The organism is Pseudomonas sp. HPB0071 (genome assembly GCF_000478505.2).
Classification (GTDB): Bacteria; Pseudomonadota; Gammaproteobacteria; order Pseudomonadales; family Pseudomonadaceae; genus Chryseomonas; species Chryseomonas luteola.
The window spans coordinates 2,018,303-2,040,121 of the sequence record NZ_KI517367.1 but is presented as its reverse complement, the minus strand read 5'-3'; the positions used below and the strand labels follow the sequence as shown (position 1 = coordinate 2,040,121).

At 60.0% G+C, this 21,819-nt stretch carries 19 protein-coding genes; 9 read left to right on the top strand and 10 right to left on the bottom strand.

Annotated elements, in window-relative coordinates:
- The first annotated feature begins 93 nt into the window (after positions 1-93).
- From HMPREF1487_RS09600 to HMPREF1487_RS09575, 6 genes are all read left to right on the top strand, one after another.
- Positions 94-1,029 carry a hydrogen peroxide-inducible genes activator gene (locus tag HMPREF1487_RS09600; RefSeq protein ID WP_010796440.1) on the top strand — a complete coding sequence of 312 codons (936 nt, stop codon included), beginning with the start codon at positions 94-96 and terminating at the stop codon, positions 1,027-1,029.
- A complete protein-coding gene (recG, locus tag HMPREF1487_RS09595) occupies positions 1,026-3,101 on the top strand; it encodes an ATP-dependent DNA helicase RecG (RefSeq protein WP_010796439.1) in 2,076 nt (691 codons plus the stop codon). Before HMPREF1487_RS09600 ends, recG begins: the two co-directional genes overlap by 4 nt.
- Before the next feature lie 85 nt (positions 3,102-3,186).
- The gene (locus tag HMPREF1487_RS09590) at positions 3,187-4,590 is read left to right on the top strand and encodes an aminoacyl-tRNA deacylase and HDOD domain-containing protein (protein WP_010796438.1); all 1,404 of its coding nucleotides are present in this window, start codon (positions 3,187-3,189) and stop codon (positions 4,588-4,590) included.
- Positions 4,591-4,717: 127 nt separating this feature from the next.
- The gene (locus tag HMPREF1487_RS09585) at positions 4,718-5,824 is read left to right on the top strand and encodes a Gfo/Idh/MocA family protein (RefSeq protein ID WP_010796437.1); all 1,107 of its coding nucleotides are present in this window, start codon (positions 4,718-4,720) and stop codon (positions 5,822-5,824) included.
- Positions 5,825-5,946: 122 nt separating this feature from the next.
- A complete protein-coding gene (locus HMPREF1487_RS09580; RefSeq protein WP_010796436.1) occupies positions 5,947-6,585 on the top strand; it encodes an SCO family protein in 639 nt (212 codons plus the stop codon).
- Positions 6,585-6,983 carry a VOC family protein gene (locus HMPREF1487_RS09575; protein WP_010796435.1) on the top strand — a complete coding sequence of 133 codons (399 nt, stop codon included), beginning with the start codon at positions 6,585-6,587 and terminating at the stop codon, positions 6,981-6,983. The genes HMPREF1487_RS09580 and HMPREF1487_RS09575 overlap by 1 nt, the downstream gene beginning before the upstream one ends.
- A gap of 5 nt (positions 6,984-6,988) precedes the next feature.
- Here HMPREF1487_RS09575 and HMPREF1487_RS09570 read toward each other — a convergent pair whose 3' ends face one another.
- The gene (locus HMPREF1487_RS09570; protein ID WP_010796434.1) at positions 6,989-7,414 is read right to left on the bottom strand and encodes a VOC family protein; all 426 of its coding nucleotides are present in this window, start codon (positions 7,412-7,414) and stop codon (positions 6,989-6,991) included.
- Between the two features lie 104 nt (positions 7,415-7,518).
- Between HMPREF1487_RS09570 and HMPREF1487_RS09565 the strand changes: the two genes are divergently transcribed.
- Positions 7,519-8,382, top strand: a complete 864-nt coding sequence (locus HMPREF1487_RS09565; RefSeq protein ID WP_010796433.1) for a LysR family transcriptional regulator — start codon at positions 7,519-7,521, stop codon at positions 8,380-8,382.
- Here HMPREF1487_RS09565 and HMPREF1487_RS09560 read toward each other — a convergent pair whose 3' ends face one another.
- The 4 genes from HMPREF1487_RS09560 to prlC all read right to left on the bottom strand — a co-directional run bounded on the left by HMPREF1487_RS09560 (position 8,383) and on the right by prlC (position 13,134).
- Positions 8,383-9,933, bottom strand: a complete 1,551-nt coding sequence (locus HMPREF1487_RS09560; protein WP_010796432.1) for a phospholipase D-like domain-containing protein — start codon at positions 9,931-9,933, stop codon at positions 8,383-8,385.
- Positions 9,934-10,040: 107 nt separating this feature from the next.
- Entirely contained in the window at positions 10,041-10,814 is a 774-nt protein-coding gene (locus tag HMPREF1487_RS09555) for a DUF1835 domain-containing protein (protein WP_010796431.1), read from the bottom strand.
- Positions 10,814-11,086, bottom strand: a complete 273-nt coding sequence (locus HMPREF1487_RS09550) for a YheV family putative zinc ribbon protein (RefSeq protein WP_010796430.1) — start codon at positions 11,084-11,086, stop codon at positions 10,814-10,816. The genes HMPREF1487_RS09555 and HMPREF1487_RS09550 overlap by 1 nt, the downstream gene beginning before the upstream one ends.
- Positions 11,083-13,134, bottom strand: a complete 2,052-nt coding sequence (prlC, locus tag HMPREF1487_RS09545; RefSeq protein WP_037030631.1) for an oligopeptidase A — start codon at positions 13,132-13,134, stop codon at positions 11,083-11,085. Before prlC ends, HMPREF1487_RS09550 begins: the two co-directional genes overlap by 4 nt.
- Before the next feature lie 181 nt (positions 13,135-13,315).
- Here prlC and HMPREF1487_RS09540 point away from each other — a divergent pair, with 181 nt between their 5' ends.
- Positions 13,316-13,867, top strand: a complete 552-nt coding sequence (locus HMPREF1487_RS09540) for a gamma carbonic anhydrase family protein (RefSeq protein ID WP_010796428.1) — start codon at positions 13,316-13,318, stop codon at positions 13,865-13,867.
- An 84-nt stretch (positions 13,868-13,951) separates the two neighbouring features.
- Here the strand turns inward: HMPREF1487_RS09540 and HMPREF1487_RS09535 are convergent, their stop codons facing one another.
- Positions 13,952-16,615 carry a mechanosensitive ion channel family protein gene (locus HMPREF1487_RS09535; RefSeq protein ID WP_010796427.1) on the bottom strand — a complete coding sequence of 888 codons (2,664 nt, stop codon included), beginning with the start codon at positions 16,613-16,615 and terminating at the stop codon, positions 13,952-13,954.
- 22 nt (positions 16,616-16,637) lie between these two features.
- Between HMPREF1487_RS09535 and HMPREF1487_RS09530 the strand changes: the two genes are divergently transcribed.
- Complete coding sequence (locus HMPREF1487_RS09530; RefSeq protein WP_010796426.1) at positions 16,638-16,838, top strand: DUF2905 domain-containing protein; 201 nt, start codon at positions 16,638-16,640, stop codon at positions 16,836-16,838.
- 31 nt (positions 16,839-16,869) lie between these two features.
- Here the strand turns inward: HMPREF1487_RS09530 and HMPREF1487_RS09525 are convergent, their stop codons facing one another.
- From HMPREF1487_RS09525 to HMPREF1487_RS09510, 4 genes are all read right to left on the bottom strand, one after another.
- Positions 16,870-19,230: an FdhF/YdeP family oxidoreductase gene (locus HMPREF1487_RS09525; protein ID WP_010796425.1), complete on the bottom strand. Its 2,361-nt coding sequence runs from the start codon at positions 19,228-19,230 to the stop codon at positions 16,870-16,872.
- Positions 19,231-19,333: 103 nt separating this feature from the next.
- Positions 19,334-19,663, bottom strand: a complete 330-nt coding sequence (locus HMPREF1487_RS09520; RefSeq protein WP_010796424.1) for a four-helix bundle copper-binding protein — start codon at positions 19,661-19,663, stop codon at positions 19,334-19,336.
- Positions 19,664-19,701: 38 nt separating this feature from the next.
- The gene (locus HMPREF1487_RS09515; protein ID WP_010796423.1) at positions 19,702-20,013 is read right to left on the bottom strand and encodes a hypothetical protein; all 312 of its coding nucleotides are present in this window, start codon (positions 20,011-20,013) and stop codon (positions 19,702-19,704) included.
- Between the two features lie 90 nt (positions 20,014-20,103).
- A complete protein-coding gene (locus HMPREF1487_RS09510) occupies positions 20,104-21,756 on the bottom strand; it encodes an acyl-CoA dehydrogenase family protein (protein WP_010796422.1) in 1,653 nt (550 codons plus the stop codon).
- Positions 21,757-21,819: the final 63 nt, after the last annotated feature.

Sequence of the window (21,819 nt, the reverse complement as noted above, 5' to 3'; positions counted from 1 at the left end):
CGTCGCCGTCATTTCGGAATGGCGCCTTGCCTGACACCTCGCCGAGCCTCGTGCGCCGCTGTGTATGGAAAGGCTCTAAGGATTGATTCAATCATGACCCTCACTGAACTGCGCTATATCGTGACTCTTGCCCAGGAGCAGCATTTCGGCCGTGCCGCCGAACGTTGCCATGTCAGCCAGCCGACTCTGTCGGTCGGGGTGAAAAAGCTTGAGGACGAATTGGGCATCCTGATCTTTGAACGCAGCAAGAGTGCGGTTCGCCTGACACCCACGGGTGAAAGCATCGTGGCCCAGGCCCAGAAAGTACTGGAACAGGCCCAGGGTATTCGCGAGCTGGCCCAGGCGGGCAAGAACCAGCTCAGCGCTCCGCTGAAAATTGGCGCCATCTATACGATTGGCCCTTATCTATTTCCCCACCTGGTTCCCCAGTTGAACCGTGTGGCGCCGGAAATGCCGCTGTATATCGAAGAGAATTTCACGCACGTTCTGCGGGACAAGCTGCGCACCGGTGAACTCGACGCCATCATCATCGCGTTGCCGTTCAGCGAGCCGGACGTTCTGACCAAGGCGCTCTATGACGAGCCCTTCTACGTCATGATGCCCGCACGTCACCCATGGACGGAGCTCAAGTCGATCGATAATGCCCAGCTCAGCGACAAGAGCCTGTTGCTGCTGGGTGAAGGGCACTGCTTCCGCGATCAGGTGCTTGAAGCCTGTCCGACGGTGCGCAAGCATGGGGATGAAGCCAAGCATACCCAGGTCGAGTCCTCGTCGCTGGAAACCATCCGCCACATGGTGGCCTCCGGGCTAGGCGTGTCTGTCCTGCCGTTCTCGGCAGTGGAAAGTCACCATTATGCACCGGGCGTGATCGAGGTTCGCCCGTTCACCGCGCCGGTGCCTTATCGTACGGTCGCCATTGCCTGGCGAGCCAGCTTCCCGCGTCCGCGCGCCATCGAGGTGCTGGCCGACTCGGTACGCCTGTGCTCCGTGGCCCGACCTGAAGCGGCAGGAGTCGTACAACCGGCATGACCGAACTGTCCGCGATCCCGGTCACCGCGCTGAAAGGCATCGGCGCGGCCATGGCAGAGAAGTTGGCCAGGGTAGGGCTCGAGAACCTGCAGGACGTCCTGTTCCATCTGCCTTTGCGCTACCAGGACCGTACCCGGGTCGTCCCGATCGGGGCCTTGCGCCCTGGGCAGGACGCTGTTGTAGAAGGCGTCGTAGCCACCGCTGATGTCATCATGGGTCGCCGCCGCAGCCTGCTGGTTCGCCTGCAGGACGGCAGTGGCACATTGAGCCTGCGCTTCTTTCATTTCAGCCAGGCCCAAAAGGATGGCATGAAGCGTGGCACGCACCTGCGCTGTTACGGTGAAGTAAGGCCCGGCGCATCGGGGCTTGAAATCTATCATCCGGAATACCGGGCCCTGAAGGATGACGCGCCAGCGCCTGTCGAACAGACACTGACGCCGATCTATCCGACCACCGAAGGGCTGACCCAGCTGCGTCTGCGACAGTTGACCGAACAGGCACTGGAGCGACTGGGGCCGCATAGCCTGCTAGACTGGCTGCCGCCGGAAATGGCAAAACAGTACAAGCTTGGCCCTCTGGCCGAGGCCCTGCGCTATCTCCACCGCCCGCCGCCGGACGCCGATGTTGAGGAGCTGGCAATAGGTCATCATTGGGCACAGCGCCGGCTGGTTTTCGAGGAGCTGTTGACCCATCAGCTCTCCCTGCAACGCCTGCGTGAAACCATGCGCGCGCAGCAGGCACCGCCATTGCCACCTGCTAAAAAACTACCCAAACAATACCTGGCCAACCTGGGCTTCAAGCCTACCGGCGCCCAGCAGCGGGTCGGTGCAGAAATTGCCCATGATCTGGCCCAGCATGAACCCATGCTGCGTCTGGTACAGGGTGACGTAGGGGCAGGCAAGACCGTGGTCGCGGCCATGGCTGCACTGCAGGCTATTGAGGCTGGTTATCAGGTCGCCCTGATGGCGCCGACGGAAATCCTGGCCGAGCAGCACTACCTGAATTTTCAACGTTGGTTCGAGCCTCTGGGGCTGGAGGTTGCCTGGCTGGCTGGCAAGCTCAAGGGCAAGGCGCGCACCGCGTCACTGGAGCGCATTGCGGCCGGAACGCCCATGGTTGTCGGCACGCATGCTCTTTTTCAAAGTGAAGTCCACTTTGCACGGCTGGCCCTTGTCATCATTGATGAGCAGCACCGCTTCGGTGTTCAACAGCGGCTGGCCTTGAGGCAGAAGGGTGTAGAAGGGCGCCTGAGCCCCCATCAGCTCATCATGACCGCAACGCCCATTCCGCGCACACTAGCCATGAGCGCCTATGCGGATCTGGATACCTCGGTGCTGGACGAATTGCCCCCAGGCCGTACGCCGGTCAATACCGTCACCATTACCGATACCCGTCGCGAAGAAGTCGTGGAGCGTGTGCGCGCCGCCTGCCTGGAAGGCCGACAGGCCTATTGGGTGTGTACGCTGATTGAAGAGTCTGAGGAGCTGACCTGTCAGGCCGCGGAAACCACCTTCGAGGAATTGTCGCTGGCCCTGGGCGAGCTGCGGGTCGGCTTGATCCACGGCCGGATGAAGCCCGCTGAGAAGGCCGAGATCATGGCGCAGTTCAAGGCGGGCGAGTTGCAGCTGCTGGTAGCCACCACAGTGATCGAGGTTGGCGTGGACGTACCCAACGCGAGCCTCATGATCATCGAGAACCCCGAGCGGCTGGGCCTTGCCCAGTTGCACCAGTTGCGCGGCCGGGTAGGGCGGGGCAGTGCGGTCAGCCACTGTGTGCTGCTGTTCCATCCTCCGCTGTCGCATATTGGCCGTGAGCGGCTGGCGATCATGCGGGAGACGAACGACGGCTTCGTGATTGCCGAACGGGATCTGGAATTGCGTGGCCCGGGTGAAATGCTGGGTACCCGGCAAACCGGTCTCCTGCAATTCAAGGTCGCCGATCTGATGCGCGATGCCGATCTGCTCCCGGCGGTACGGGATGCCGCTCAGGAACTGCTGGCAAAATGGCCCGCCCATGTCAGTCCACTGTTGGAACGTTGGCTACGCCATGGTCAGCAATACGGCCAGGTCTAAATAAAAGTTTGTGACCTTTGGTCAGAGGCATTCCAGTGCGGCGCGAGGTAGTTATACTGGCTACATCTGGCCTAGCGGAAATACCATGACTGACGTAGCCCACACCTCCGAGCCAACCCCTCATGCACCAGCGCCCATCAAGGAGATGCTGGATAAGCTGGGGGTGTCCTATCGTGAAGTGAATTCCACGATGGGCCTCTCTTCCAATGCCCAACGCGTACAGGCCGTCCTGCTGGATGACTCGACTGGGGTTCTGATGGTTCTGTTTCCGCAGAACCAGCTGCTCGACCTTAACCGTCTGTCGGAATTAACCGGCCGCACGCTGACCGTCATGAAGCCTGAACGGCTGTCCCAGGCGCTGCACAAGCACGAACTCAAGGTGCTGCCGGGCCTGCCTACGTTGAGTAGTTCGCCCTGCCTGTATGACGAACGCCTGCTCAAGGAGCCCAACCTGCTGTTGGAGTCTGGCGAGGAAGATGTCTTGCTGGAAGTCTCTGTGGATGATTTCCGTCGCTTGCTGGCCGAGGCCAACCCGGGCCGTTTCGGCGAGCCGTTGCTGGACATTCAACCCAATCAGACGCGCCCGGAAGCGGACGATGCGGAAATCACCCGCGCCGTCACGCATTTCACGGCGCGCCGTATCAAGCAGCGCCTCGATGAGACGCTGGAAATTCCGCCGCTGTCCAAGACAGCCGAGAAAATCATCAAGCTGCGCGTCAATCCCGAAGCGACGGTCGATGATCTGGCCGGCGTGGTGGAAACCGACCCGGCGCTAGCCGCTCAGGTTATCAGCTGGGCGTCTTCTCCGTATTACGCGGCACCCGGCAAGATTCGCTCCGTGGAAGATGCAATCGTCCGGGTTCTGGGTTTCGACCTAGTCATCAACCTGGCGTTGGGCCTGACACTCGGCAAGACGATCACGTTGCCCAAGGACAAGCCGCAAAGCGCAACGCCGTACTGGAAGCAGTCCATCTTTACCGCCGCCGTCATCGAAGGGCTGGCACGCGCCATGCCACGCAAGGTTCGTCCTGAGATGGGCATTGCCTACCTGTGCGGACTGTTACATAACTTTGGCTATCTGGTGCTGGCTCATGTATTCCCGCCGCATTTCTCACTGATCTGCCGTCACGTGGAAGCCAACCCGCATCTGGACAGCAGCCTGATTGAGCGCCACCTGATCGGCATCACCCGTGAGCAGATCGGCGCCTGGCTGATGCGTAACTGGGAAATGCCGGAAGAACTGGTAGCCGCGCTTCGCTTCCAGGCCTATCCGGCCTATGACGGGCCCAACGCCATCTATGCCAACCTGACCTTCATGGCCGTGCAACTGCTGCGCGCTGAAGGCATTGGCAGCGGCCCGGCACGTCCCATTCCGCCTGAGCTGTATGAGCGCCTGGGGCTGACTCCTGAAAAGGCGCAGGAATGCCTGAGCCGCATCATGGGTGCCGAAGCGGCCCTGCGCGAACTGGCGTCTCAACTGCCTCAGTAAAAACTGCAGGCTAGACGGCTTTCTTCATGAACAGTCGTCCAGCCTGAGGAACTTCACCCCTCGCTTGCTTGCCGACAGAAATAAGGGTCAGGCTTTTCGCCTGCCCATCGAATGGAGGACAAGCAACATGCCAAGTGCAGAGGGCAAGATCCGTTATGCGGTTGTCGCGGGTGGCTGGATTTCCCAGGGTGCGTTCATGCCGGGTGTCGGCCAGACCAGCAATTCGGTCATGACAGCGTTGGTGACAGGCGATCCGGTCAAGGCCGACGAACTGGCCAAACGGTACAACCTCAAGAGCTATCGCTACGAGGACTTTCCGGCACTGCTGTCCTCCGGTGAGATCGACGCCATTTACCTGGCTACACCCAACTTCCGCCACCGCGAATTTGCCGTACCGGCACTTGAGGCAGGTATCCACGTGCTGCTGGAAAAGCCCATGGCCACCAGCGAGGAAGACTGCAAGGCCATTATCGAGGCGTCCAAGAAGTCGGGTGCCAAGCTCATGATCGCTTACAGGCTGCACTGCGAGCCGGGGACGGTCGAGATGGTCGAGCGCATTCGCAACGGCGACATTGGCGACCCGCGTATCTTCACCTCCACGTTCGCCCAGCCTTTAGACCCTCAGAATCATCGCGCCCTGAATGGTTACTGGGCAGGGCCAGTTCCGGACATGGGGCCATATCCACTCAATGCCGTTCGCAACCTGTTTGGTGACGAGCCGATCGAAGTGCATGCCGTGGGGGTCAATACACCCGGGCGTGACATCACGACCTATGACGCAGTGTCCGTCACCCTGCGCTTCCCTCAGGAGCGCCTGGCGCAGTTTACCGTCAGCTACAGTGCACCCAATACCGAGCGCTTCCAGGTAGTCGGCTCGAAAGGCGAAATCGAGGCGTCGCCCTGTTTCGGTTTTGGTGAAGGTGTAGCTATCACCTATCGTGCGACCATCGAGGGTGAAACGCAGGAACATAAACATCCTGTTGTCGACCAGTTTGGTGGCGAGACCGAGTATTTTTCCGACTGCATCCTGAATGATCGGGCACCTGAAATGGACGGCGATGAAGGCTGGCGGGACATTCGGGTGTTGGCTGCCATCGAGCGGGCGCTGGAAACCGGACAGACCCAGACGCTGGAGCCATTGCCGCCCCGCCAGGGTCCTACTCAGGCGCAGGTGCGTACACTGCCGCTCGCCAAGGTGCCGGACTACATCAATACCACCGAACCTACCACCTGATGCTGTTACAGGCTCGCGAAGCGTCTTGAAACGCTTCGCGGGTCAATCCGGCCTGCTGACGGTGCGAGGCGGGCCTACATCCAGTACCCTGATGCACATTCCGTTGCTCAAGGTTGTCCGTCATGACCAATGCTCGCCGTCTCGTTCTTATTCTTGCCATCTTTCTTGCCGTGATTGCGGTGGCAGCCCTCGGCTACCGTGCCTATCGAACCGATGCGGCGCCAACACCTGCCGAGCTGATGGACGCGGGCATCGTCATGCTGCCTCAAGGCAAGGCACTTCCTGCACTCAACTTTACGAATCAGGACAAGGAAGCGATTACGCTCGACTCGCTGAAAGGGCAGTGGCGATTGATGTTCTTCGGCTATACCTTCTGCCCGGACGTCTGTCCGGCGACCCTGGCGCAACTCAAGCAGCTGTTCACCAAACTGCCTGAAAAGGATCGCAATGCGCTGGGCGTAACGTTTGTAACCGTCGATCCTGCCCGGGATACACCGGAGCGGCTGAAACAATACGTAGAGTTTTTCAACCCAGGCTTCAAAGCCCTGGCAGGTGACATGGCCGACACCCAGACGCTGGCCAATACCGTCGGGATTCCCTTCATTCCGGCCGATACCACCCAGCAGAGCTACACCGTGGACCATGGCGCCAATCTGGTTCTGATCGACCCGAACGGCCGTGCTGTCGGTTATGTACGCCAGCCCATGCAGCTGGATCTGTTGGCCCAGCAATTGCCACGTCTGATGGAAGCCAAGCGCTAATGACTATACGCTTGCTGATCAATCTGGATGTCGACGACCTGGAGCGCGGCATCCAGTTTTATACGCAGGCGCTGGATCTGACGGTGCAGCGTAAGCTCTATGATGGACAAGTCGTTGAGCTAGCCGGGGCAGATGTTCCGATCTATCTGCTACAAAAGCCAGCGGGTAGCGAAACCGCAGGACAGGTGCGCCAGTACGGCCAGCACTGGACACCTGTACATCTCGACGTTGTAGTCGATAATCTTGATGCTGCCCTGGCAAGGGTGTTAGCCGCCGGGGCTACATTGGAGGGTGACGTCCGGCGTTCGGCATTTCGAGACATGGCCGTGCTTCGTGATCCTTTTGGCCATGGCTTCTGCCTGCTGCGCTTTTATGGCGAACCCTATAGCGACGGCTAATAGCCTCACTTGGCGAATAGTTGACCGATGTCCTTGAACGCCTTGAACTCCAGCGCGTTACCGCATGGGTCCAGCAGGAACATGGTGGCCTGTTCACCTACTTGTCCCTTGAAGCGCACGTAGGGCTCGATAACAAACGCTGTTTCACGTGCCTTCAGGCGATCCGCCAACGCTTCCCATTCCTCCCATCTCAATACGACACCAAAGTGCGGCACAGGCACATCATGGCCATCCACCGGATTGGTATGGGCATGTTCCTGCGCAGCGGTAGGCGGGTGCTCGTGAATCACCAACTGATGGCCAAAAAAGTCGAAATCGACCCATTGCTCGCTGCTGCGACCTTCAGGGCAGCCAAAAACGTCACCATAAAAATGCCGGGCGGCCGCCAGGTCGTACACAGGAATAGCCAGGTGGAAAGGGGAGAGCGCCATGAGAAATCTCATCAGATTGGGCAAGACCCTATTGTCAGCCACAAGCGTTTCGATGGAAAAACGAATATTCTTGCTGCCGAGCAGCAACTATTTTGAGGCTGACAGTGCTTCGGGAATTGAAAACCTTTATTGCAGTTGCACGACATGGCACCTTCTCAGCGGCTGGGCAACAGGTTGGCCTGACGCAGTCGGCAGTCAGTGCACAAATGCGCCAGCTGGAACGCGACCTGGGCGTACGGCTCTTTGACCGGACCGGCCGCGCGGCGCTGCTCAATGCTTCCGGCCAGCAAGCGCTTCCGCTGGCGGAGCAGATCCTCTCGCTGTACGAGCAGATGGCGGCCCCCACAGATGTCGCCCACTGGCAGGGTGAACTAAAGATCGGCGCAATCGCCACGGTTCAAACCGGCGTGCTGCCCGAGGCGCTGATGCACTTTCGCCAAGATGCTCCCCAGGTAGACCTCAAGCTGATTCCTGGTGTCTCGCTGCAGCTCCTGGGCCGTGTGGACGCTGGCGAGATCGATCTGGCGCTACTGATCAAACCGCCATTTGCCTTACCCAAGGAGCTGGATGAAATTCCGTTGGCCCAGGAGCCATTCGTGCTCATCACGCCCGCCACGTTGCCAGGCGACGATCCGCTGGCCTTATTGGCAACACAGCCCTTCGTTCGTTATGACCGAGGCTCCTTTGGTGGCCGACAGGTGAGCCGGTTCCTTCAGGAGCACCGGATTACCGTTCGCGAAGCGCTAGAGCTTGATGAGCTGGAAGCTATCGTCAGAATGGTCGAGTGTGGCCTGGGGGTGGCGTTGATTCCTCAGGCTGGTCTGCAGCTGGCTCAGGCGCGCGTGCGCACGCTTTCCCTAGGGCCGCTCACGTTTCACCGCGAGCTGGTCGCCATTTGCCGCCGGGGGCTGCGCAAGCAAGCGGCGCTGTCGTTCTTTCTGGAATGCGTAAAGGCGGCAAAAGGCTGATCAGAGCATACGCTCAAGGCCTACTGCACGCACGATCCAGGCGTTGAATCGGCGCCACAATCCGCCAGGCTCATGGTCCAGCTCATACAGTTTGCCGTCGCGTTCTTCCAGCCAGATCAGCTTGGTTGTTCCGTCGCGGTCGACCCGCTTCACCTGATAGCTGACACCCAAGGCCATACCATCGAGAATCAGCTGACGGACCCGGCCGGCAAGGGCAGGGCTGTCTACCATGATGCCAACCTCGGTATTCCACAGGATAGAACGCGGGTCGAAGTTGAAGGACCCGACAAAGGTATGCTCACGGTCAATCACCATGGCTTTGCTGTGCAGGCTGGAAGCCGACTGACCAAAGCTATAAGGCGAGGCATGCAGGCCCTTTTCCGGGCGGTTGCGCATTTCATAGAGCTTGATGCCCTGCTTGAGCAGTTCGTCGCGGTACGGCGCATATCCGCCATGAACAGCGGGAACGTCCGTTGCCTCCAGCGAGTTGGTCAGCACGCGAATATCTACCCCCTCGTGGGCTTTCTCACCCAAGTATTCCACTCCTGTCTGGGTTGGAACGAAATAGGCAGAGACCAGGAAAAGCTCCTTGTGCATGTCGTCAAGGCTGGGCATCAACTGAGTCGTCAGTAACAGATTTCGGTCCGGCTCGCCCTCTGCCAACACTTTACGTGGCGCGTCCCAGAGCGCCTTGCCATTGGCCCAGGTCAGCTCATGAAGCCAACCCTCCATTTGCGGTGCAGTGTCGTAACGGCGCAATCGGTTGTAGAGCGCCGAATCCTTTACCCGCTCGCTGTCCAGATAGCGCTTGAGCCCTGTGCGCATTCGAGTCAGCGCGTGAGCTGTGGGCGGGCGGCGCAGAAAGCCTGTAATGGGCTGGCTGATCTCGCTGTTCCAGTATTGGTCGAAGCTTACACCGAGCTGATGGGCGACAGGACCCGCTCCAAGCAGGTCGAGGTCCGTGAAATTCATTTCGGGCTTGGCATCGAAATACTCATCCCCCAGGTTGCGACCGCCTACAATGGCTACGCTGTTATCGGCAAGCAGCAGCTTGTTATGCATGCGGCGATGCTGCTGCGACAGGTGCAGGAAGCGCCCCATGTAACGCGTAACGCCGGTACTGCGACCGATATGCAGCGGGTTGAAGACGCGAACTTCGATGTTGGGATGGGCTGCCAGTGCCGCCAGGGCATAGTCATTACCATCGCTGCTGGTGTCGTCAAGCAGGAAGCGAATCCGCACACCACGGTCAGCAGCGGCCAACAGCTCATTGACCAGCATGCGCGTGGTCACCCCATCGTGAACAATGTAGTACTGAATATCCAAACTGCGCTGGGCCATGCGGATCAGCTCGGCGCGAGCGGTAAAGGCGTCGGTGCTGGACTCCAGAAGGCGAAACCCTGATTGTCCGGGATGCTTGACGGCCTGCCGTTGAAGCACACTGTTGAGGTGCGTGCCGGCTGGCGCGAGCATGGATGAGGGAGTTGGTGTCTGGACCTGAGCGCAACCCGTCAACAGGACGAAGGACAGCAGTAATAAACGGGCGTACACAGATTCCCTCCAGGTCGAATGCGTATCCCTTCGACGCTTACGTTGCAGTTAAATTCAGAGGAGCAAGGCAGAAGGCCATGATAAGACCGGCCTGTACCTGTCATTGTTCAGGCCGTTGGCAGGCAGACCATTTGTTGGGAGTAATGTCCCTTTTCAGGCCCTTGCAAAATAAGGTGGCCTTTATGGCTAAGCTCGCGGGCACGCCAGCCTAGAAAGGTATCCGTCGCGAAAAATCCTTCGCTGCGTACCATGACTTCGGCTATCACTCGTGCGAGCGGTTGCCATTCTGGCGTGCAATGCTGGAGGAGGATAGTGTCGACCGTTTCGTAGTCGCTGTACCAAAAACCACCGTCTAACCATCGCCTGATACCGGCCTTGGCTTCGACTGCCTCATGCCAGGCTTTAGCCAGATCCTGTTGCTGCTCGGGCAGGATGAGGACAGGGCTATACAGTTGCTTCAACAACTCAGGTGAGCATTGGCCAACCGCACGGCGAGTCTGTACATCGCTACGATGTGTTCCACATGGAACACTGTATAGCGCAACAGAAGAATCATGCAGAGCGGCAGCGATACGATAGAGCAGAAGCTGCTCAGAGGCACTATCGCCGTGCCAGACAGTAATGGGGCGATTGCCTTGTGCTGCATGCTCAAGCCACGTGGCATCGTCCGCCAGTTGGCGGGAAAAGTCGGGAGCGGGAACATCGTCTGGCCAGACGGCCTCCCAGAATGCCGACCGAACCGGACAGGGCGGCTGATGTACATCCACCAGCGGCCCTACGGCCAGATCGTCACGCATTATCCGTAGCGATGAAGTGGCCTCGGTATCAATCACCTGACGGACACCTTCAGCCGCGACATCACCACAGACAACGTGCCACATCAGTCAAGCTTGTCCTTCTTGAGCTTGGGATTCGGAAAGAACTGAGCCACCTTGACCTGAGCCGTGGCAGGCTTTGACTGCTTGGGCGCATTGACGCGCGTAGGCAATTCCTTGGGAACCGAATTGCCTCGCTCGTCCAGCGTATCCCCATAGCCACAGGAGGCGCACTCGCGATGCGGTACGCCATCCTCATTCCACATCTTCATCGTGTCTACCGATTGGCAGGCGGGGCACACGGCCCCGGCGATGAAGCGTTTTACCGGTCCGCTCATGCAGCCTCCTCGGTAAGACCGGAGTGGCGTAGCAGCGCGTCGATGCTGGGCTCACGGCCGCGGAAGTCCACGAACAGCACCATAGGTTCCAGCGAACCACCACGAGCCAGGACGGCCTCACGGAAGGCGCGGCCGGTTTCAGCATTGAACACACCTTCTTCCTCGAACTTGGAGAAGGCATCGGCTGACAGGACTTCCGCCCACTTGTAGCTGTAGTACCCCGCGGCATAACCGCCAGCAAAGATGTGGGCAAAGCTATTGGCGAAGCGGTTGTAGGCCGGCGGACGCATAACCGAGACTTCATCGCGGATGGATTCCAGCACGTCCAGTACGCTACGGCCATCGCCGTGGGTGGCATGCAGCTCGAAGTCGAAGAGCGAGAACTCCAGCTGACGCACCATCATCAGTCCGGACTGGAAGTTTTTCGCAGCCAGCATTTTGTCCAGGAGTTCCTGGGGCAGTGGCTCGCCGGTCTCGTAATGGCCGGAGATCAATGCCAGACCTTCTGGCTCCCAGCACCAGTTTTCCATGAACTGGCTCGGCAGCTCGACCGCATCCCATGCCACACCGTTGATGCCGGAAACACCTGCATGCTCAATGCGGGTCAACAGATGATGCAGGCCATGACCGAACTCGTGGAACAGGGTGGTCACTTCATCATGGGTCAGCAGGGCAGGCTTGCCACCGCTGGCCGGGGTGAAGTTGCAGACCAGGTAAGCAATCGGGTTGATCAGCTCGCCCTGGGCGTTGCGACGCTTGTCGCGAGCACCGTCCATCCAGGCACCGCCACGCTTGTTGGCACGGGCGTAGAGGTCGAAGAAGAAACGACCTACGTGCTTACCGTTTTCGGTGATTTCGAATAGACGGACGTCCGGGTGCCATTTGTCGAAGCCATCCTTGATCTCGCTGATCTCGATACCGTAAAGCTTTTGCACCACAGCGAAGAGACCGGACAGTACCTTGTCGACCGGGAAGTAGGCGCGTAGCTCTTCCTGGGAAAGTGAATAGCGGGCCTGGCGCAGCTTCTCGGCGAAGTAGCCGGTGTCCCAGCTCTTGAGATCAGTTACGCCCTGCTCAGCAGCAAAGGCCTTAAGCTGATTCAGATCGCGCTGGGCAAAAGGTTTGCTGCGCTGGGCCAGATCACGCAGGAAATTCAGGACCTGCTCGCTGGATTCAGCCATCTTGGTCGCCAGGGATAGCTCGGCATAGTTGGCGTAGCCCAGCAGGCGCGCCAGCTCCTGGCGCAGGTCGAGGATCTCCTCCATCACCGGACCATTGTTGAACTGGCCGGCATTGGGGCCTTGGTCGGAGGCACGGGTGCAGTAAGCCGCATAGACTTCCTCACGCAGGGCACGGTCGTCGGCGTAGGTCATCACGGCGTAGTAGCTGGGAAATTCCAGATTGATCAGCCAGCCGTCGAGCCCTTTGGCCTGGGCAGCAGCGGCCATCTGGGCCTTGGCGGAATCTGGTAGACCTGCCAAAGCAGATTCGTCAGTCACATGCTTGGTCCAGGCCTGGGTAGCATCCAACAATTGGTTGGAAAATTTGCTGGACAGCTCGGACTTGCGCGACTGGATCTCGCCGTAGCGCTTCTGCTGTTCAGGCGGCAGATCGATACCCGATAAGCGGAAATCACGCAGGGCGTTGTCGAGAATCTTCTTCTGAGCAGCGTCGAAGCCCTTGGCCTCTTCGCTTTCAGACAGTTTCCGGTAGGCCTCAAAAAGGTCCTTGTTCTGCCCGATCTCCGTGGAGTAAGCAGAAAGCTTAGGCAGGCAGGCCTCATAGGCCGTACGCAGCTCAGGATTGTTACACACGGCATTCAGATGAGTAACCGGGCTCCATGCCTGGCCCAAGCGGTCGTTCAGCTCGTCGAACGCCACGACCAGCCCCTGCCAGGTCGGGTTTTCCTTTTGGGTCTTCAGCAGCTCGGCAATGGCGGCGCGGTTGTCTGCCAGAATCTGATCAATGGCCGGCTCGACAAATTCAGGCTTGATCGCGGAATAGGGTGGCAGATCGTAGGGCTGTAACAGAGGATTGCTGGCGCTCACGGTGTTCCCCTTAAGGATATATACGGGTAGCTTGAGCCCCACGCCGACCGGGATACGGCTATGCTGCCTCAGAGGACGCATTGGCCGGGTCTGCCCAGTCAACGAAAGGCTCTCAAAGAAGACTATATGGAGCCCATCTTAACCAGACTCAAGGCTCGCCTGATTAGAAAAGGTATCTATCGTGACCATTCGCACTTACCAGAATAAAACGCCCGTCCTGGGCGAACGCGCTTTTGTAGACGCAACCGCCGTGGTCATCGGTGACGTGGAGCTGGGCGCAGACAGCTCCGTCTGGCCGCTGACCGTGATCCGCGGTGACATGCACCGCGTGCGCATTGGTGCGCGTACCAGCATTCAGGACGGCAGCGTGCTACACATCACCCATGCCGGCCCATACAACCCGGACGGCTATCCTCTGATCGTAGGCGATGATGTGACGGTCGGCCACAAGGTCACCCTGCACGGCTGCACCATCGGCAATCAGGTCCTGGTGGGGATGGGCAGCATCGTCATGGACGGGGCCGTAGTGGAGAGTCAGGTGATCATCGGCGCCGGTAGTCTGGTGCCGCCGGGCAAGACACTGGAAAGCGGGTTCTTGTATGTAGGCAGCCCGGTCAAGCAGGCGCGCCCGCTAACGGAAAAGGAGCGTAGCTTCTTTGAGTACAGCGCAGCCAACTACGTGAAGTTGAAGGACCAACACCTTGCCGAGGGCTACGACCAACACGACGCCTGAGCCACGGCGGCAACGGATTTACGGTTGGGAAGAGGAAGAGCGCTTTGCCGGAGCACAGCGCTCCTCCTCCTATCAGCCAAGCCCTCAGGCGTCAGGGCTTGGCTGGTTGCTGGGCAAATAGTTACCGTGTGGCAGGGGCGACCGATCCGTGGCAGCAGTTTCGCTTGGCATGACCAGATAGGTACGTGGGTCGGCAATGGTGATACCCAGCTCGCGGAAGCGCTTGAGGATGCGGCGGTTGGTTTCGCGTTGCACACCCCAGCGGCCCTTGTCGATACACCGCATCTGACCCAGTACTGTCACCATGGAGCCGTCGACCGCGTCCACCCCCCAGACCTCCAGATCATTGATGATCAGATCCTTGAAGGCCGGGTCCTGTCGCATTTCCGCACCGATGGCTTTCAGCTCGTCAAAGACCTGATCGATGTCGGTGTTGTAGCCCACGTTGATACGAATGGACGCATTGCCGATTCCACGGTTGATATTGTTGACCGTCGAGACCGAACTGAACGGCACGATATGCAGCGAACCGTCACCGGCCCGGATACGTACCGTCCGAATCGACAGGTACTCTACCGTACCGGAGACGCCTGCCACGGTGACCCAGTCCCCCACCTGCATGGCGTTTTCCATCAGCAGGAAGATACCGGTAATGAAGTCCTGCACCAGTTTCTGCGAGCCGAAACCGACAGCCACACCGATAATACTGGCACCGGCCAGCAGCGGCGTGGTGTTGATACCGATCTGGCTGAGTGCTGTCAGGCCGACCACCAGTACGATAATGATGAGCAGGAAGCTGCGTAGCATGGGCAAGAGCGTACGCAGGCGCGCAGCCCGGACCAGATCCCCCTCGTTTGTCCACTGCGTCAGACGCCGCTGCACCGAGGCGTTGGCCGACTCCCAGACAACAATCGCCACAAGAGCCGCCACCAGGATCGTCAATACGGCAGAAAGCAGACTGCGCCCGATGGTGCCACTGGCAAACCAGCTCAGCGCGTCAAGGCCCCAGAGCTGAAACAGGACAATGACGGTGCACACGGTGATGGCTGCGGTGATCAACCGGCGGGCGAGCGGGTAGTAACGATCAGCCAAGCGGCTGCGTACAGACGAGGCAGGCGTATTGCTCTCATCTGAAGGCGCGTCGGTCTTAGGTTGAAAAGCACGCCCTACTGCGCCCAGGACGAGGATCGCCAGCAGCCGCGCTGCAATGACCACCGCCCCCGATAGGGCAATAAAGTTGATCAGCTTGGGAAAGCCGTTCTCGACACCCAGCGCCCACACCACCCACAGCCCGATAACGAATGCTGCGGCAAAGAAGGCCCAGACGAGCGCCAGCCAGTTACGCAGGGCGGCCACCGGCCCGGTTGCCTCGGCAGGTGCTTCGATCAACGCACCGACCGGCTTGCGGACCTTGAAGATAAGCACGACCAGACAGAGGTGAACCAGCAGCGAGAACAGTTTGACGATTGCCAGATGGCCCGCCCGGCCTGCGCCCAGCGCCTCGACTGCCTCAGCCAGGGCGATACCGAACGCCGCCAGCACAACGGTGAACCGTATCCAGGTTTCCAGGGTTTGGGCAATATCGGTTCTGACGCGGATGATGCGCATCCCGTGGCCTATCGGCGAGATCAGCAGGCGAACCACGGCCATGCAGACGCGCACTGTAACGTAGGCGCCCACGAAGCCCTGAACAACCGTCATGACGCTCTGTTCATCACCCGACAGTGCCCGCATGATCAGCGCCGCTGCACCAAAGAATAACGCCAGCGGCAACAGGTCGAAGATTAGCGAGCCCAGTGCATAGGGCAGGTGGCGCAGGGTACTCCAATGCTCGCCCGGCATGGCGGTATGCCGGGGTGAAGCAGCTGTATCATGCGTAGCGGCATCAGCAGTCGCCTGCTGTTGGGACTGGGCTGCGGAGTCGGACGCGGTACTGGCAGGGCCACCCTTGGCGGCATTTGTCGCACCGACCGGTACGGCCTCGATCTGCTCGACACCATCACGCGTCGTCTGTACCAGCGCCACTTCTTCGCTGGCCGGGCGAATGCCGCCCACCTCGGCAGCATTAACGGCAGCTGCCTGCTCGGCCTGTTCCCGCTCGGCCCGCGCCCTGGCCTGGGCCTGAGCCAGTCGTTGCCTTTCATCCCGCTCGGCCTGCTCGCGTCGGGCGCGTTCGTCTGCTTCTTCAGCATGCTGGATCAAGGCGCGGCGGGGTCTGCCCAACAGGTAGCGCAACCCCCATTCAAGGGCGAGGCCTACGCCGAAAACAATGGTTAGATCGACCAGCGCCTCGCTCAGGATATGCTTGCCCTGGCCACTGGCGGAATGGGTTCGTAACCACACCGGGAACGCCAGGGCGGCCTGTTTGATCTGGTGAAGCTGATCTTCCAGCCCATCACCCCACCGACTGACCTGACGGAGCGTTCTGGCAATCAGACCGTTCGCTTCGATCGCCACGGCAGCAGGTGCTTCGGCAGGGGCAGCGGTATCGGCAGCAGTATCGTCCGCCAATTGATCATCGGACTTCGCTGCATCGGCGTCCTTGGCTGGAGCCGTGTCGGCAATCGCCTTGAGGGCCCGCACCGCCTCGGCGCGCTGCTGTTCATCCTGCAGTACGCTAACAGCGCGGCGAGCATCGCCTGGAGAAATGGTTTCATCAGCCGTTGCGGATTGATCGGCCGCTAGGGCGTGGCCTAGAGAAAGGATTAAAAGGAACGCAAGGCACACTCGTGAAATCTGTTTAGGCATGGCTCTCGAATCGAATGATGATATGTCTCGTACTCTGATCGTCATAGGACTGCTGATAGTTGCCGTTGGCCTGCTATGGCCCTGGATCGGACGCTTACCGCTGGGTCATCTACCGGGCGATATCGTCGTCAAACGGGAGAACGTCTCGTTCTTTTTCCCTATCACCACCATGATTCTGATCAGTGCGGTGGTATCCATCGTGCTGTGGCTGATCAATCGCTGAGCCCTGGCCGGACTGCCAGGGCTCAGTTCACTTACACCGCGCCCACCCCGGCCGGTGAAGCCGGCTCGGACGGGACGTTGCGATCCTTCACCACGGCGATGACCTTGCGCAGCCGAATCGGAATGGACTTGGCGGCAGGCACTTTGCTGCGCTCCGCGTAATGCCAGAGCGGAATCAGCGGATTGCATTCGGGGTAGTAGCCACCGCAACAGCCCTCAGGGATGTCGTACGGCGTCACCCGGAGTGGGCCGACTTCCCGGTGTACGCCATCATCCACCGCAGTAATGGCCTGGATCATGTCGCCTTCGGCCAGCCCGTGGCGGGCCATATCACGACGGTTCATGAGGATGACCGCCCGCGTCCCATAGACGCCGCGGAAGCGGTCGCTGTAGCCATAAACGGTGGTGTTGAACTGATCGTTACTGCGCAGCGTCATCAGCTGCAGCACGCCCTGCTTTTTGAGATCAGGCTCGATGTCATCATCAGGCGTGAGCTTGTCGGGAGTGATGAAGTTGGCCTTGCCGGTCTCGGTGGCCCACTTGCGCTCGGAGGCACCGAGTGGACGATGGAAACCGCCGGGCTCCAGCATCCGCACGTTGAAGTCATGGAAGATATCGGGATAGCTCTCGGCGATGGCGTCACGGATCAGACTGTAGTCGGCGACCCAGGCATCCCAGTCGAGCCGGGGATTGGGCTCCAGTGTCGCCTTGGCCAGTGCCGCCACGATGGCGGGCTCCGATAACAGATTAGGCGCCGCCGGCTTGGCAACGCCGCGCCAGGCCCGGATGCACCCTGTGCTGTCTTCGGTGGTATGGCGCTGTTCACCGGTGGCCTGCACATCGATTTCCGTACGGCCCAGGCATGGCAGGATGTAGGATTTCTCACCGTGCACCAGATGGTTACGGTTGAGCTTGGTGGAAATCTGCACGGTAAGCCTGAGCCTGCGCCAGGCCGGCTCCATCAGCAGTGTTTCCGGAACGGCCCGTACAAAGTTGCCGCCCAAACCGATAAAGGCCTTTACCTTACCGCTGACAATGCCTTCGCACGCCTCGACGGTGTTCACGCCGTCATCCTGGGGCGCTTGGAAGCCGAACTGCTTCTTGAGGTTTTCCGCCGGGACGTGGCTGGCCTTCTCGGTGATTCCGACGGTACGCTGCCCTTGCACGTTCGAATGACCACGAACGGGCAGGATACCGGCGCCTTCCTTGCCCATATTGCCGCGCAGCAGCAGCAAATTGACAAGCATCTGGATGTTCATTACGCCCTGGCGGTGCTGGGTAAGCCCCATGCCATATACGCCAATGACGCGCTCGCAGCGGGCATAGACCATTGCCGCCAGCTCCATGGCACTGCGGGTAAGGCCGGAACGACGCTCCAGCTCTTCCCAGGTATAGCTGCGAATCTTCGCTTCGAAAGCCTCCAGGCCATGGGTATGCTGTTCGATAAAGTCTACATCCAACACGCGTGGTTTCCCGGCGGCACGCGCCTGGTCGTCCATCTCGAACAGCTTTTTGCACATCCCGGCCATGGCCGCAATATCACCCCCAATGGCGACCTGATTGTAATGGGTGCTGATGGTGATTTCCTTGCCGGTCGCCATCTCGGTCGGGGACTGCGGGTTAGTAAATTTCTCCAGCCCGCGCTCACGGATCGGGTTAAAGGTAACGATAGGCGCGCCGCGCTGACGCGCCTCTTCAAGCTGGTGAAGCATGCGCGGACTGCTGGTACCGACGTTCTGACCGAAGAAAAACAGGCCGTCGGTTTTTTCCATGTCGTTAAGCGTCACAGTGGCCACCGGCACACCAATGCTTTCCGGCAGGGCGATGGAGGTGCTCTCGTGACACATGTTGGAGCTGTCGGGCAGGTTGTTTGTCCCATACATACGGGCAAACAGCTGGAACATGTAGGAAGTTTCCAGCGCCGCCCGGCCCGAGGTGTAGAACACCACGTCGTTTGGGTCGGCCATGGCCCTCAGCTCATCGCCAATCTCGCGAAAGGCAACGTCCCAGCGAATCGGCTCGTATTTGTCCGTCTCGGCATTCCAGCGCAGCGGGTGAGTAAGTCGACCCTGCTGCTCTAGGTCGTAGTCACGCCAGTTGAGTAATTCCGTCACGGTATGCTGCGCGAAAAAATCAGGTCCGCAGCGGTTGCTGGTGTTTTCCCAGGCGGTGGCCTTGGCCCCGTTTTCGCAGAATTCAAAAGGGCGGGCCGGGTGGGGTTTGGCCCAGGCGCAGCTGACGCAGGCAAAGCCTTCGATCGGCTTGTTTTGCTTGAGTAAAAGAAGACCGGAGCCGACAGGCGACTTCTCACGGATCAGGATATTCGCGACTGAGAAAGCTGAACCCCAGCCACCAGAGGCTGATTTATAAGGCTTGAAACGAGGTTTGTTCACGCGTAGCTCCTTGCAGGCAGATGGCCGCTGACCTTGTCAGCTCACGGTTGGCCACATTCCAAAGCGAAAGGGCCCGGCGCCGGAGCGCCGGGGTACGGATGGATCAGGCCGCCATGCGCTCGCATTCTTCCGCGCAGCTCAGGCAAGCCTTGGCACAGGCCTGGCAGTGGTCCATGTCATGCTTGGCACACTCTTCACCGCAAGCACGGCAGGCCTTGGCGCACAGTGCACAAAACTCCTTGGCCAAAGGGCTCTCGCGCTGCATCAGCACCGCTGCCAGGGCGCACAGGTCGGCGCAGTCCCGGTCAAGCTGGATACAGCGTGCCATCATTTTCACGTCCTCTTCCCGTAGGCACGCCGATGCGCACATTTCGCAGACGAGGGCACAGTTGGAGCAGGCTTTGATGCAGGCGTCGTAAGCAGAAGTCGTCATGATCGTTCTCCGTTTGAAATAAGGGTTAATCGATGGGCTCAAACGGGCACGGCCTTGGGAGGTGGATCAGGCAGGGAGGGGTATACGGAGTGGTAGAAGGACGGCGCGTAAGGGTCCGAAGGAAGGGGGGCACGGGCAAATGTTAGTCGTACCGCAGCAGCCTGTGCCGGAACGCAGCAGCATGCCTTGACCATCAGGGTATTCTGAGAGGCAGGAGAGGGCGACGAGTAGCGAACGTCAATCTGTTCGGCCTGCATGAAGGGGCACGGAGATCCGGGCGCACGGCATGCCTGGGCGTAGCCACTTCCAAGGAAGAAGCCCAGCAACAGCACCAGAAAGGAGGCGCGCATACCCATGCCTGTCGTCACCTGCTTGTACACGATACAGGTATGAACCGCAGGAGCCGCCCAAGGTTTCATCCCTGGGCAGGAAAGCTGGCGCTATACCATCAAGGGTGCGCTGCGGCGCAGGATTGCCTCATGCGCCACGCCCAGAGGCAGCGTGCCATAGACATAACCGTGGCGCTCGCCCAACCGGCTGACCAGAAAGGCATCGCTTACCTCATGGTTGCCCGCATCCAGCAGCAGACGCGCCTGGAGGGCCAGGGCGATGCTCTCCGTGACCTGTCGGGCGCGGTACGGCAGATCATCCTGCTTAGCCAAGGCGGCCTTCAACCGCGCTACATGGGTTTGCAACCGCACATCTCCACGGCCTTCATCCAGATGTTGGAACAGGACGGCTGCCACGTCCGGATCACGTGACAGCGTACGAAGCACATCCAGACACTGCACATTGCCGGAGCCCTCCCAGATGGAATTCACCGGCGCCTCGCGATATAACCGTGGCAGGAGGCTGTCCTCGATATAGCCCGCCCCGCCCAGGCACTCCTGCGCCTCGTTGATAAAGGCGGGAGCCCGCTTGCAGATCCAGTATTTGCCCACCGCTGTGGCCAGCCGCGCGAAGGCCCGTTCGCCCGTATCGTCCGGCTGATCCAGCGCTTGCGCCAGACGCAGCGTAAGTGCCAGGGCGGCCTCGCTTTCCAGGGCCAGGTCAGCCAGAACATTTTGCATGAGCGGCTGCTCAATCAGCCGTTTGCCACTGACCTGCCGATGGGCGCAATGGTGCATGGCTTGCGTAAGCGCCTGCCGCATGAGCGAGCTGGAGCCAATCATGCAGTCGAAGCGGGTCATCCCCACCATGGTCAGAATATTCGCCACACCACGGCCTTCCTCGCCGATCAGCCAGGCCAGCGCACCGCGGTACTCCACCTCGCTGGAGGCATTGGAGCGGTTACCCAGCTTGTCCTTGAGCCGCTGGATGTAGAATTGATTGCGGCTGCCGTCCGGCCGGAAGCGTGGCAGCAGGAAGCACGAGAGCCCTTGGGCGGTCTGTGCCAGCGTCAGGAAGGCATCACACATGGGCGCCGAGCAGAACCACTTGTGGCCAACCAGTTCATAGGCCTCGCCCGGGCCAGGGGAGCCCACAGGGTGAGCCTGAGTGGTGTTGGCGCGCACATCAGTGCCGCCTTGCTTCTCGGTCATGGCCATGCCAAGTGTCACACCGCCCTTGGTCTCCATGGGCGCATGGGACGGATCGTAGACGCGCGCCGTGACCTTGGGAAGCCAGCGCGCAGCCAGCTCCGGCTGGTGCAACAGGGCTGGTACGCTGGCAAAGGTCATCGTCGGCGGGCAGCTCGTACCGGCTTCGGCCTGATTATGCAGGTACATGAGGCCTGCCCGTGCCACATGAGCGCCAGGCTGCGGATCGGTCCATGGCAGGGAAGGGATACCGTGCTCGACGGCGGTACGCATCAACTCGTGGTAGGCAGGGTGAAACTCGACCTGGTCGATACGATGACCGTACCGGTCATGGCTGTGAAATTCGGGGGGATACCGGTTCGTCAGAAAACCGGCCGCCATCAGAGGTCCTCCCGCCAGCGCCCCATAGACGCCGAGACGGTCATCCGCCCAACCACCGCGGTAGCGGTGTATCCACTCCTGAAGTGGCGTATCCAACCGATAGAGGTTGACTCCTTCCAACGGCGGGACCTGATTTAACACCTCGTGCGTTTCGGCGAACTGACTCCACAACATGGCGACCGCTCCCTGACTAAGGTGGGTTAGTTATAGCGCCATTGTCCGGGGGCGGGGAGTGCT